This window comes from Bremerella volcania (assembly GCF_007748115.1).
GTDB classification, from domain to species: domain Bacteria; phylum Planctomycetota; class Planctomycetia; order Pirellulales; family Pirellulaceae; genus Bremerella; species Bremerella volcania.
The window spans coordinates 2478136-2489846 of the sequence record NZ_CP036289.1 but is presented as its reverse complement, the minus strand read 5'-3'; the positions used below and the strand labels follow the sequence as shown (position 1 = coordinate 2489846).

13 protein-coding genes are annotated in these 11711 nt (G+C 55.9%); 12 read left to right on the top strand and 1 reads right to left on the bottom strand.

The window, feature by feature from the left end:
- Positions 1 to 84: 84 nt before the first annotated feature.
- Together Pan97_RS10165 and Pan97_RS10160 are read left to right on the top strand one after the other, a co-directional pair.
- On the top strand, positions 85 to 1344 hold the full coding sequence (locus Pan97_RS10165; protein ID WP_144972185.1) for an outer membrane protein assembly factor BamB family protein: 1260 nt from the start codon (positions 85 to 87) through the stop codon (positions 1342 to 1344).
- A 143-nt stretch (positions 1345 to 1487) separates the two neighbouring features.
- The gene (locus Pan97_RS10160) at positions 1488 to 2417 is read left to right on the top strand and encodes a hypothetical protein (protein WP_144972183.1); all 930 of its coding nucleotides are present in this window, start codon (positions 1488 to 1490) and stop codon (positions 2415 to 2417) included.
- 2 nt (positions 2418 to 2419) lie between these two features.
- Here the strand turns inward: Pan97_RS10160 and Pan97_RS10155 are convergent, their stop codons facing one another.
- Complete coding sequence (locus tag Pan97_RS10155; RefSeq protein WP_144972181.1) at positions 2420 to 2851, bottom strand: ComEA family DNA-binding protein; 432 nt, start codon at positions 2849 to 2851, stop codon at positions 2420 to 2422.
- A 102-nt stretch (positions 2852 to 2953) separates the two neighbouring features.
- Between Pan97_RS10155 and nadC the strand changes: the two genes are divergently transcribed.
- The 10 genes from nadC (at position 2954) to Pan97_RS10105 (ending at position 11709) form a co-directional block, all read left to right on the top strand.
- Positions 2954 to 3877 carry a carboxylating nicotinate-nucleotide diphosphorylase gene (gene nadC / locus Pan97_RS10150; protein WP_144972179.1) on the top strand — a complete coding sequence of 308 codons (924 nt, stop codon included), beginning with the start codon at positions 2954 to 2956 and terminating at the stop codon, positions 3875 to 3877.
- Positions 3878 to 4062: 185 nt separating this feature from the next.
- Positions 4063 to 4674 carry a type IV pilus modification PilV family protein gene (locus Pan97_RS10145; protein ID WP_144972177.1) on the top strand — a complete coding sequence of 204 codons (612 nt, stop codon included), beginning with the start codon at positions 4063 to 4065 and terminating at the stop codon, positions 4672 to 4674.
- Positions 4667 to 5458, top strand: coding sequence for a hypothetical protein (locus Pan97_RS10140; RefSeq protein WP_144972175.1), 792 nt, complete (start codon positions 4667 to 4669; stop codon positions 5456 to 5458). Before Pan97_RS10145 ends, Pan97_RS10140 begins: the two co-directional genes overlap by 8 nt.
- Positions 5459 to 5460: 2 nt before the next feature.
- On the top strand, positions 5461 to 7662 hold the full coding sequence (locus Pan97_RS10135) for a LamG domain-containing protein (protein WP_144972173.1): 2202 nt from the start codon (positions 5461 to 5463) through the stop codon (positions 7660 to 7662).
- A 20-nt stretch (positions 7663 to 7682) separates the two neighbouring features.
- Positions 7683 to 7925, top strand: a complete 243-nt coding sequence (locus Pan97_RS10130) for a hypothetical protein (RefSeq protein WP_144972170.1) — start codon at positions 7683 to 7685, stop codon at positions 7923 to 7925.
- A 49-nt stretch (positions 7926 to 7974) separates the two neighbouring features.
- Positions 7975 to 8559, top strand: a complete 585-nt coding sequence (locus tag Pan97_RS10125; RefSeq protein ID WP_165698687.1) for a GspH/FimT family pseudopilin — start codon at positions 7975 to 7977, stop codon at positions 8557 to 8559.
- Positions 8560 to 8625: 66 nt separating this feature from the next.
- Positions 8626 to 9693, top strand: coding sequence for a pilus assembly protein PilM (pilM, locus tag Pan97_RS10120; protein ID WP_144972166.1), 1068 nt, complete (start codon positions 8626 to 8628; stop codon positions 9691 to 9693).
- Complete coding sequence (locus tag Pan97_RS10115) at positions 9690 to 10421, top strand: hypothetical protein (protein WP_144972164.1); 732 nt, start codon at positions 9690 to 9692, stop codon at positions 10419 to 10421. The genes pilM and Pan97_RS10115 overlap by 4 nt, the downstream gene beginning before the upstream one ends.
- On the top strand, positions 10418 to 10966 hold the full coding sequence (pilO, locus tag Pan97_RS10110; protein WP_144972162.1) for a type 4a pilus biogenesis protein PilO: 549 nt from the start codon (positions 10418 to 10420) through the stop codon (positions 10964 to 10966). The genes Pan97_RS10115 and pilO overlap by 4 nt, the downstream gene beginning before the upstream one ends.
- Positions 10967 to 11004: 38 nt before the next feature.
- A complete protein-coding gene (locus tag Pan97_RS10105) occupies positions 11005 to 11709 on the top strand; it encodes a hypothetical protein (RefSeq protein ID WP_144972159.1) in 705 nt (234 codons plus the stop codon).
- The last annotated feature ends 2 nt before the right edge of the window (positions 11710 to 11711 follow it).

The following is an 11711-nucleotide window of genomic DNA, read 5'->3' as shown; positions in this document are numbered from 1 at the left end:
TCGTCCGATTTTTCGGTCGATTACCCCTTATAATGCGGCAATCTTCGAAAGCCTAACCCGTTGTCCTCCGACGGAAACCCACTCATGAAAAGCACGATTCCCGCCGTTCTCCTTCTCGTCATTACCATTGTTTCGTCCGCGACCGCGGAAAATTGGCCCTCGTGGCGCGGTCCTGAAAACCAAGGGATCAGTTCCGAAAAGAACCTGCCCACCCAGTGGAGCGCCGACAAGAATATCGCCTGGCGATTGCCCATGCCAGGGGCGGCCGGCTCGACCCCAGTCGTCTGGGACGATCATATCTTCCTGACTTCCGTCGCCGATGACGACCTTATCTTGATGTGTGTCGGCACCGACGGCGTCGAGAGGTGGCGGCGCAAGCTGGGTAGCGGCAACCGTGACGTTCGCGGCGACGAAGGCAACTCGGCAGCACCCTCTCCTTCGACCGATGGTAAACATGTTTGGGCTTTCTTCTCGAACGGCTCGCTTGCCTGCTTTGACTTTGAAGGGAACGAGGTCTGGCAGATCGACGTGCAGGAAAAGTACGGCAAGTTCGACATTCAGTTCGGGCTGACCAGTACTCCGGTTCTGCACAAAGACAAGATCTACCTGCAGTTGATTCACAGTGGCGGCGCCAAGGTCGTGGCCATTGATAAGGCCACCGGCAAGAAGGCCTGGGTCACCGATCGAACGAGCGATGCCCGCCAGGAGTGCGAACACAGCTATGCCTCGCCGATCGTGTACGACGGCAAGGAAGCGAAGTTCCTGCTCACTCACGGTGCGGATTACTCAATCGCCTACGATCTGGAAACGGGCAACGAGATCTGGCGCGTCGGTGGCTTGCATCCTCCTGGACGCTACGACGTGACTCTTCGCTTTGTTTCCTCTCCGGTCGCCAAGGATGGAATGGTCGTGGTTCCTTCCGCCAAACGTGGTATCACGGCCGCGGTGAAGACGACCGGCAAGGGCAACATCACCGATAAGAAAGACCTGTACTACTGGACGTTCGAGATCACGCCAGATGTTCCGTCGCCGCTGATCGTGGACGACTTAGTTTACCTTTGCCGCGAGAACGGCAATCTGATCGCCCTGGAAAAGGAATCGGGGAAGCAATTGTACGAGGAACGCACCAACCGCATTCGCCATCGGGCGTCCCCCGTTTATGCGGACGGAAAGATCTATCTCACCGGTCGCGATGGGATGGTGACCGTCGTGCAAGCAGGCCGAGAGTTTAAGGTCCTCGCTCAGAACGAAGTGGGAGAAGCGATTGCCGCTTCGCCGGTCATCAGCAATGGAAAAATCTACCTGCGGACGTTCGATGCCCTCTGGGCGATCGGAAACGAGTAGATTCTTCCGCTGGTCAAGTGAGGCTGGCGGTAAACCGGTATTTCCTGAATAATCGCTACTCTTGAGCCGATAAGAGCCCTAAGAGGTTGCCCGATTCGTCCGGACTACCACCAATGCCACCAGCTAGCAAAACCAATAGTGTCATGCGTATTTGCTTTGCTCTGATTCTCGCGTTTTCCTGTTTAACCTCGTCGGTTGTCTGGGCTCAGAACCCGGTTGTACCAGGGCAAGGCCAGCGTATTTGGCTCGATGACCTGGAAGACGAGAACTGGGAATACATCGACAACCATCCCAAGTCGAGCCACGAACAGGACAACAACGTCCGCCTGCCTGGTGGGATGTCAAAGAACAAGCTGTGGGGCGAAAGCAGCAAGCGCGGTCATCCCGACTACATCCGCCGCGTCGAAACGCCAGAAGGGGGAATTCCCGGAAGCAAAGGCGCGCTCTTGATGATGACGCTGCAGTCCAACATCCCCTTCCGTGCCAGCCATGAACTTGGCCAGGACGACTTCATCTGCCGTGTGCCTGGCAGCTACTCGGTACGTCAGTACCCGAGTGCCGTGACCCGGGTTTACCTGCCACCATTCGAGAAGTGGGAACAGTACAAGGGCGCCGCAACGTTTGGTTTCCGCACGACCTGCATCGGAAGCCGCTCGAAGAAGAAGGGGGCAGGCCTTTTCAGTTACACCTCGAATGAAACAGAGGAAAACTGGCCAGGCATCTTCATCGAATTCCAACCAGCCAAGCCCGGCACCGAACAGGAACCGGCTGCCCAGTGGATCATTCGCGGGGCCCCCTATGGTGACGTGCGAGGTCCGAAGATCAGCGTCGATCAGCTCGGCTGGTGGACGATCGGCATGTCGTTCACGCCGGATGGCCGCTGCCACTACTTCATCTCGCAAGGTGCCGACGACCTGACCTCGCAAGATCTGGTCGCTTCGTACCTGCCGTACAATTACAAGATCGAAACGGTCAGCGGGATGTTCTTCAACGTCTTTAACTTCGACAACGGCAAGAGTTGGTCAACCCCATGGGTAGTCGATGATCCCGCTTTCTATGTGGGTCGCCGTTGATTCTAACTGGCCGGCACGGCGGGAGCATCCGACGCGATCGCTTCCGCCTGGGGCATTGGCAGCAGATAGCCGCGCAGCGTTTCCACCGTCCTTGGCCCGATCCCTTGGACCCGCTGCAAGTCAGAGTGATCGAGAAACGGTCCCTGCATTTCGCGCGACTGCACAATCCGCTTGGCGAGCGTCTCGCCAATGCCAGGCAACTGAGCGAGTTCCGCCCAATCGGCCTGATTCACGTCCACCAGAAACTGGTATTCGACGCTGGGTGCCTGGTCGATATCGATGTAGTCGATCGACCTCATCTTCTGGACGCCGAAGTATGCGGCTCCCGAAAGCACCGCCATCACCAGGATCGACGCGATTACGAGTTGATCGCCGCGGCGCAGAAACCACCGCATCACGATTCGCTCTTCCGGTTTTTGACGTCGCTTACCCATGTCACCCCTTGGTCATGCAGCCCCCATTATCAACAATGAAGGCCAGCAAGGCGAGTCATTCTGGCTCGTCCGTCGTTTTGCCTACCAAATGCAGCGAAAATCATGGCCAAGCAGTTCCATCAAGTCGTCTGGGATGACCTTCTACAGGATGATTGCCGCCAACTCCTCGATCTGGCCGTGCGTGAAGACTTGGGGCGCGAACACGACTGGTCGACGCTCAGCCTGATTCCTGAATCGGCGACCGGGACCGTTAGCATTGTGGCTCGACAGGAAGGCGTACTCGCCGGCAGCCGAATCATCGACTTGATGATCGACGAGTTGGAACTCGATATCGAAGTTGTCTATCACCTCAGCGACCGCTCGGCCATGATGCCTGGCGATAAGCTGATCACGCTTAGTGGCAGTGTTCGCGATTTGCTCACCACCGAGCGCATCGTCCTGAATTTCCTGGGGCGGCTGGTTGGAATCGCGACCTTGACTCGAACGTACGTCGAAAAGGTTCAGGGAACCGCGGCCCAAGTTTACGATACCCGCAAGACGACGCCCGGCTGGCGGCGACTCGAGAAATACGCTGTGCAGTGCGGCGGCGGTACCAATCATCGCACCGGCCTGTATGAAGCAGTGATGCTAAAAGATAATCACCTGGCCTGGTACACTCAGTTCACCGGCAAGTCGGCGCAACTAGGGGACCTGGTCGGTATTGTGCGGCAATTCCTGATCGATCAGTTGGGGGAAGCCAATGGTTCGCAGCGGATCATCGAAATCGAGGTCGACCGAACCGAGCAGCTCAAGCAGGTCCTTCCCAGCCAGCCCGATATCGTACTGCTCGATAACATGGACTGTGAGACGCTTAAGAAGGCAGTCGAGCTGCGTAACGAGCTGGCTCCGGAAGTCCAACTGGAAGCCTCTGGCGGCGTCAACTTGCAGACCATCCGCGGTATTGCCGAAACAGGCGTCGAGCGAATCAGCGTCGGAGCGCTCACCCATTCCGCGGTGAACGTCGATCTGGGCTATGATTGGGGCTGATCGTCCCACGGGTGTTGCTTTTTCACAACATGCCCCCCATCGGTCGCGGCTGTTTTTCGATTATCTGCCGCAACTCATCTCGCGCAAATTGACGAATGCGCGAGCAGACCTAAGTTTCATACGGACCCTCAGGCACGCGTACTTGCCTGAATCTCTCGCTTCAAGCGTCCCTGAAACTTGTGAACATGCCCGCTTTCGTAACCCCAAGCCGCCCCCGCTTTGGCTTCTCGCTGATGGAAGCCGTCGTCGCGATGTCGATCGTCGCGTTCGCCAGCAGTGTGCTCCTGCTGGGCGTCGAGGCAACTATGGAATCGGTCCAAGAACAGGAAGAGATCACGATCGCCGACGGTTTGGCTCGGCAGATGCTCGACGAGATTCAAGGGCAAAGCTGGGTCGATCCCGCATTGCGAGCCCATCCCTATCAGACGTCTCTCTCCGCCTCGCCGGACGAACTTCTCGGACCTGGCAGATCGAAATTCGACGACACCGACGACTACAACAATTACACAGCTAAGCCCCCCGTGCATATCGACGGCAAGGCACTCGCGGCGACCGACTCGACCGGCGATACCCTGCCGGAAGCATTTCGCCCCAGAAGCGATTTCCTCTCGAATTGGCGACTCACCGTGGAGGTCGCTTACCTGAGCGAAAGCGATCACTCGGTGCAAATGGCCGACTACCAACCAACCAATTATCGCGTGCTGATTTGTCGCGTCTACCGCCTTAACCGGGACAACACCTGGCGAGAGATCGTCGCGCGAGAACGAGTCATTTCCTACATTCCGGCCCATGACTAACGGCACATTGAATCCGAAACGCGGACTCTCGCTAGCCGAACTGCTGGTAGCCAGCGCGGTGATGGGGATCATTTGCCTATCCTTCGGCACGTTGGCCATGTCGGTCCAGATGGCCAACGAGTATTCGCAGGAAAAGAATCTCGTCGGACAGCATGCCCGCGTCATCCTCCAGCGTGTCGAACGCACCATGCAAGGTGCCCACGCCACCGATAGCTTTCCAGGCATCTTGCCGATCACGTATTACTATTCGAGCTACGACTTTCCTCAGGCAATCGCCGTTTGGGATCCCGATGGCAGTCCGATGGCCAACTACCCTCAGGTCGACGAATTGGTGATCTTTGCCGTCGATCCCGACAATCCCAATCGATTTCTGGAAATCCGAAATGAAAGCGATACCAGTACAGCCCCAGGCTTAACCGACGAGACGGCCTGGCGAACGCTCATCGCGAATCTGATCGACAGTTCCGACAGCGAGATCGTTGAAATCAGCGACCTTATCCGAGCCGGTAAAGCTGGAGCAAATTATTACAGCACGCTTCGCTTTCAAACCCGCGTGGTACCTAGCGACGCAGAAATTGCCGCGGCACGGGCTGGGTCGGTCGACTGGGAAGACTTGAACTGGGCTACCAGCATCTACTCATCCAAGGCCGGGGTTCGTCAGGTTTGGTGTCACTTCGAGTGGCAACTCGTTCCGAGTTCCAACATCGACGAACATGGTCGCCTCCAAGAACAAGCGGTGCCGTTCTTCGGTTCCTCGGCCATCTACTACCAGGTGACGAAATAACCATGGGCCTGCATGCAAACCGCCATCGCCGCGAAGGCTTTGCCGTTGTAATCGTCCTGGCCCTGTTGTCAGTGACCTTGGCCTTGTCGTATTCGATGATGCGCGTGCAGTCGACGACCAGTCAGATTCAACAGAACATGAGCCGCCAGGCCGATGCCCGGCAGGCTGCCATCTCAGGCGTTTCCGCCGGCGTGCGTGAAATGTATGAGAGCGACTGGGGTGGAATCGACTCGACCCTGCAAATGAACCTGGGGAACAATCGCTCGTACCAGGTAAGCTACCAGACCGGCGACCCTTGGCTTGAATCGGACGATCCCGACTACTCGGAAAAACCGTTCCGCGTGACGGTGGTTTCGACCGGATACGCGTTTGATTCGGCAAGTCCTACGGTGAGATCCGAATACAAGATCCGCGCGGTGGTGCAACTTGTGCGGCGTAAGCTGCAGTCCAACCCAAGTGGCTATGCCGCCGCGGCGGGACACTCGATGTACAGCTACGGATCCGGCACCAACACACTGGAAGCACCGAGCCAGGTTCATGGCAAAACTTTCGTCAACGGAAAGCTCGAATTATGCGAAGACTGGCAAAAGACCAATCGACCTTTCCACGGCTTAATCGACGAAATTGCCATTTATGACCGCGAAATGGGCGGTTTGGAAGTTTATCTGATTGGTTTGACCAGCAACCTTTCCAACTCCTCGCTCGCGACCGCGCTATCGACTTCCGGGATTCGACATTGGTGGCGATTCAATGAAACGGACTCTTCGGCAACCATTGCGGCTGACTCGGCCGGTTCGAGAAACGGAACCTACAAGGGAGGCGTCTACCCAGGCGTTGATATTGGCGGCGGTAACAAAGCCGTCTATCTCGATGGCGTCTCAGGCCGCGTCGATTTGGGAAACATGTCCCTCCCCAGCGCTTACAACTTCACGATGATGGCCTGGGTCATGCCGATGACGTTGACCGGTAATAACGAAGACGGACGAATCTTCTCGAAAGCAACCCATACAGACGCCAGTGCCCACTTACTGATGCTCAGCACGACACGTAGCGGAAATAGTTCCTACCCGCGAGTGCGTCTCAAAACATCCAGCGCCTTTTACGAAAACGTTGCGAACAATGCCAGCTTGAGCACGAATTCCTGGGTTCTGTTAACCCTCACGTTCAACGCCGGAACCGATGACTTCAAATTGTACGTCAATGGCATTCTGAAAAAGAGTTGGAGTGCAGCAGGCTATGCACAATCTTCCAGCAACATATTAGCCTGGATCGGTGACAACCCACCCGGCTCCGCGCGAACTCGATATCTGGAGGCCACGAAAGACTTGGCCGAGGCCGACCTGGGAGACTATCGCCCCCTTGCCGGGGACGTCACTCTTTCCAGCGATCACAATGACCTGAGCACCGCCCTGACACTTACCCGACAACTTGGGTGCAACCTTTCGTATCAGTCAACATCCACGAGTTCGCCGAGCAGTTCTGCTATTAGCGGTTCGACATATCGTCTTTACCCTGGCGGCCAGGAGTACACAATCCCCAAGGTTAGCTCGACGGTCCACTACCAGACCCTTGAACCTGATGTTGACACCAATCCCTTGGGCATCTTTCGCTTTCCAGGGACTGTCTCAATTGAAGACCAGACGACCTTGCGGGGTACCTTGATTGGTCAGGATAACGGAAGCGATATCCGCTTGCGGGGAACTCAGATCAAGATCACAGGCGTCGATTTACCGGCTTTGGACGACGATTCGACCGTCTACCAGTTACCAACGCTCATTGCTGGGGATGACATCGAAGCCAGTTACGGGGTCAACGCGACCGTCGAAGGTGCCGTCGCGGCGTTCGGGGACCTGGAGGTCGAAAACCTCTATTCCGACTCGGTATTTCAACTCACCGGCCAGGCGTACGTGGACGAATTCAAGCTGAACGCACGCTACGATTGGTCCACACTTGCCTACTACTCCTCGTATTATCTGACGGCCTTCGTCAATTACGTGGGGCATACCAATACAACGGCGAACTTCGCCAGCTGGCTTGACGAAACGACTTCTGCCAAATTCGAGAATAACGTTAAAATCGATCTGCCTGAGACGGCTCTCACCTACCAGTGGCTGGACCTTAGCCAGCCGATTTACCAAAAGGGAGACAGCGACACAGGCCTCGTGTGGGAACTCGTCCGCTGGAAGGACGACGGTGGCATCTGATCAAGTGAAGGAATTGAACTATGAACGAATCCAAAAAACGCTGGCAGCTATTGGTGATCTTTAACGTCGTTTGCCTGGCCGCCGGATGGTGGTATTCGCACGGTCATGCAGCGCCTCCGGAAACCAAACAGCCGTTTGCCAATGCCGTGCAACAGCGTGAAGCCATGATTCGGCTATTGCAGGAATCGAATCAACTACTGCGAGAACAGAATCAATTGCTCAAGTCTGGCAAGCTCAAAGTCCAAGTTTCGGAATCCCAGTAGGCCTATGTTCGGTAACACGACAAGTCGATTGACCAAAAGCCCGCGTCCCATGCCAATGCGTCGGGGGCTTACGCTTATCGAGATTCTGATCACCGTCGCCATCCTGGGGATCTTGGCGGCCGCCGTTATTCCCCAGTTCGGTGCCACCGCGCCAGACCAGGTTCGCGGTGCGGCTCAAATCGTCGCGGCCGATATGGAATACGCCCGATCGCTGGCGATTTCCAATAATTCGGCGTACCTGATCACATTCAGCAAGACCAGGAATGGCTACATATTGACGCATTCCGGCACGAATACCTCGCTGGATGACTTGCCCGACAATCCGTTTCGCAAGCCCTCGGAGGACTCGAAGTCGCTGATCGTCCTGCTCTCGGATTTCCCGCATGTCGGGCCAGACGTTACGATCGCTGCAATCGTCACAGACGAACCCTCTCCCCAAGAGGTCACCTCGATTGAATTCGACACGCTCGGCCAGACCACGCGAAAGCAACCTACACTTATTTGGCTTTCCTCCAGGGCTGGGGCGGAGGATATCTACTTGCCAATCGAAATCAATCCGGTCACCGGGATGACGACCATTGGCGAGATCACCAACGTAGCCCCAAACGTTTTGAGCGCTAAAGCCTCGACCTGATCTTACGCGAACCGAATCGAAATCGGCCGCGTCATTGGCCAGGCTTCCGGTTTCCGTACGGCTCCCATGATTCGGCTTCCATTTGCTCGCTACAATCCGATTGGCATCGACATCGGTTCGAAATCGATCAAGATGATCCAGTTCGCCCAGGACTATGGATCGATCCAAGAAGCCGCTTCGATCGAGCTTCCCGAGGGCACCGCATCCGAGAAGGACTTCGATGCGTACCTCGAATCGCTAAGCCAAACCTTGCAGCGTGCGCGAGTAGGCCGCAATTTCCGCGGTCACGACGCCATCATTTGCATCCACCAGCGAGACTTGTTCCTGCATAACATTCGCGTTGGCAAAAACGATCCCAAAGCCCTTTCCAATATCGTTCACCAGGAAGCAGCGGACCGCATTCCTTACTCCATGCTCGACGCGGAAATCCGCTTTGTCGAGTCGGAAGACATTCGCCAGGGAGAACAGACCCTGCGTGAAGTCATCATCATGGCTTGTTTCCGACCACGTCTGGAAGCGATTCTCGAGACTTGCGAAAAGAGCGGCTTCCGCCCTGTTTCGGTCGACGTCGAGCCGATGGCGATCCTCCGGTCGTTCACCACGCAGTACCGGCGCGAAGCGGACGAAGGCGATCGTGTCATCTACGTCCACGTCGGTTACACCAACACGTTGGTGATCATCGCTCAAGGGAAACAGGCTCTGTTTGTGAAATACATCGACGTTGGCGGACGACACTTCGACGAGGCGGTCGCGCGGCAACTCGACATGAGTTTGTCCGATGCCGTCAACCTCCGTAAACACAACTCCGACCGCCGCCGCTCGCAGCAGACGCCAGAAGTCGAACGCAGCGTCATCAACGCCATGCGAGATGAACTCGAACGATTGCAAAACGAGCTTGCCATGTGCATTCGTTACCATAGCGTGACGTTTCGTGGAAAGCCCCTGGTTCGCATGGTGCTCTCCGGCGGCGAGGCGACCGAATCGCTCCGCACCGAATTGCAGCGTGTCTCCGGGATCGAAACCGAACTGGGCGATCCACTGAGAATTTACGAATCGACTCAAAACTTCGGCCGACGTTCGCAATGGGACGTCGCCGCGGGATTGGCTGCCCGTCAGTTGGGAGGAACGAAATGACTTCCGACGAAATCGAATTCTTGCCGAAAAAGTATCGCGAAAAACGCAAGAGTCATAACTTTCAGATCTCGCGTTTGCTACTGATCGTCGGGATCGTGGCCGGCATGTCGGCGGTGCTCTTGTACCAGCTTGCTTCGCTCCACTCGGTAAATCTTCAGGTGGCAGCGCTCGACCAGCAGCACGAAAAGGTCATGCAGCTTATGCAGGAAGTCGATCGTCGGCGTAATGAAGTCGCCGTCAAACGACACCACGCCAAGTTGCTCACCTTCCTCGATCATCCCTACCCGAAATCGCAGGTCATTGCCGCGATTGCCAATCCGCTTCCCACCGAGATCACCATCACCCGGCTTCAGGTCACGGTCGAGCAGATTGCCGCTGCCAACGCCAAGCCGGCTTCCGAAAAGGGAAAAGCCGTCCCCAAGGGACATCCCATGGAGTTGGACCTCAAAGTATTGATCGACGAAGCCAAATCGCGTCGCTGCACGGTCGAAGTCGAGGGAACTACCGACGATACCTCTTGCCTATACACGTTTCTCGCCTCGCTTCACCAGGCCGAGATCATCGAGTCGGCCAAGATCGAGTCGATTGATCCTCAGCAAAAGACGGACGGGAGCGAGTTCTCCCATTTTACGGCCCACGTAAAAATCAAGCGTGCCTACCTGACACACTTCGAGACGCTCGTCGGACGAACAGTCCAGACCATACCCAGTCAGGAGGACCTCCGATGAAGCTGAAGCTACCCAAAAGCTCGACTCCGCTCTTGCTGGTGGGCCTCGGACTGCTGGTGTCCTTTGTGATGCTGGTATACGTGCCGCTTAGCCGAAGCATCGCCGCAGCGCATGACTCGCTCAAATTGAAGCAGTCGCTGGTCAGCCAGGAAGCATCACTGCTAGCACAGATCGAACTTCACCACCAAGAGATGGAAGACCTGAAAGCCTACACCAAGCAATGGGAAGAAGTTCCCAGTGCGAACTATCACTTGAGCCAGGTGCTGGGTGAAATCTCGCAGCATGCCAAGCAAGCTGGCACCGATGCATTGCGCCTTGAACCGGGCCAAGTTACCGAAATGGAAGCCGTACAGAGGATCCCTGTGCGTCTGGGTTGTAGCGGTAACTTTCAAGAGATTCACGACCTGATCGGTCGGATTGAAACTCTCCCCTACAAGATCTGGCTCCGCCAAATCGAGCTAGCACCGAAAAGCGATCAAAAGCACGACCTGACCTGTGAGATGGAATTTGAGGCTTTTATCGTCTCGGTAAAGAATTCGCATTAGGAAGACTATTCCGCAAGTCCGATAAAACGAAAGAAGAGATGCCCCGGTATCTCATCCAAACCGTGAACATACAGAAATCAACCACGCAACTGACCAAAGAAATCAAACGGAATCCTGCCAAGGCAGCGGTCCTGGGGGGTTTGTTATTGGTCGCGATCTGGTTCTGGTACCCCCTCGTCCAGAAATGGATGGGGAGTAGCTCCCGATCGGTGGCGAACCATTCGACAGAAAGCGACCTGGTCAAACCTCAGGCCGTACAGCTTCCAATCCAGGAAGAGGCTTCGGTCACCAAGCCAGCACCTTCCGGAAAGACAGACTGGCGATCGATCGCCACGCAGATTAGTGACGATCCCTGGATGAAAAGGGGAACGTTACGCCAAGCAGACTTTGATCCGTTCTTCCCAGAAGAACAAAACAAGACAATCCTGACCTCAACCAACGTCGAGACCGATACGGTTCCTGAATTAGACGTTCCGCCGGAAACGGTAGGATTGGCGGTCACCTCGGTGATCGTCGGTGGTCGAGTACCGATTGCCCGAATCAACAATCAAAACTACCGCGTGGGTGACACCATTCGTGCCACCGATGCCAACGTCCAATATACGCTCGTCGAAGTTCACTCGTGGGGAGTCTTGCTGAAAGGTACTCAGCGAGTCTACCAGTTAACGATCGACGAAACGCCGCTGACGACCAACCAACGCCTGGTCATCCGCAACGGAAACTTGATTTCCCCCGAGAACTGAGA

Excerpts from the sequence above, each read along its gene's own strand:
- Pan97_RS10165 (WP_144972185.1), top strand. The coding sequence starts at position 85 with ATGAAAAGCACGATTCCCGCCGTTCTCCTTCTCGTCATTACCATTGTT.
- Pan97_RS10160 (WP_144972183.1), top strand. The coding sequence starts at position 1,488 with ATGCGTATTTGCTTTGCTCTGATTCTCGCGTTTTCCTGTTTAACCTCG.
- Pan97_RS10155 (WP_144972181.1), bottom strand. The coding sequence starts at position 2,851 with ATGGGTAAGCGACGTCAAAAACCGGAAGAGCGAATCGTGATGCGGTGG.
- nadC (WP_144972179.1), top strand. The coding sequence starts at position 2,954 with ATGGCCAAGCAGTTCCATCAAGTCGTCTGGGATGACCTTCTACAGGAT.
- Pan97_RS10145 (WP_144972177.1), top strand. The coding sequence starts at position 4,063 with ATGCCCGCTTTCGTAACCCCAAGCCGCCCCCGCTTTGGCTTCTCGCTG.
- Pan97_RS10140 (WP_144972175.1), top strand. The coding sequence starts at position 4,667 with ATGACTAACGGCACATTGAATCCGAAACGCGGACTCTCGCTAGCCGAA.
- Pan97_RS10135 (WP_144972173.1), top strand. The coding sequence starts at position 5,461 with ATGGGCCTGCATGCAAACCGCCATCGCCGCGAAGGCTTTGCCGTTGTA.
- Pan97_RS10130 (WP_144972170.1), top strand. The coding sequence starts at position 7,683 with ATGAACGAATCCAAAAAACGCTGGCAGCTATTGGTGATCTTTAACGTC.
- Pan97_RS10125 (WP_165698687.1), top strand. The coding sequence starts at position 7,975 with ATGCCAATGCGTCGGGGGCTTACGCTTATCGAGATTCTGATCACCGTC.
- pilM (WP_144972166.1), top strand. The coding sequence starts at position 8,626 with ATGATTCGGCTTCCATTTGCTCGCTACAATCCGATTGGCATCGACATC.
- Pan97_RS10115 (WP_144972164.1), top strand. The coding sequence starts at position 9,690 with ATGACTTCCGACGAAATCGAATTCTTGCCGAAAAAGTATCGCGAAAAA.
- pilO (WP_144972162.1), top strand. The coding sequence starts at position 10,418 with ATGAAGCTGAAGCTACCCAAAAGCTCGACTCCGCTCTTGCTGGTGGGC.
- Pan97_RS10105 (WP_144972159.1), top strand. The coding sequence starts at position 11,005 with ATGCCCCGGTATCTCATCCAAACCGTGAACATACAGAAATCAACCACG.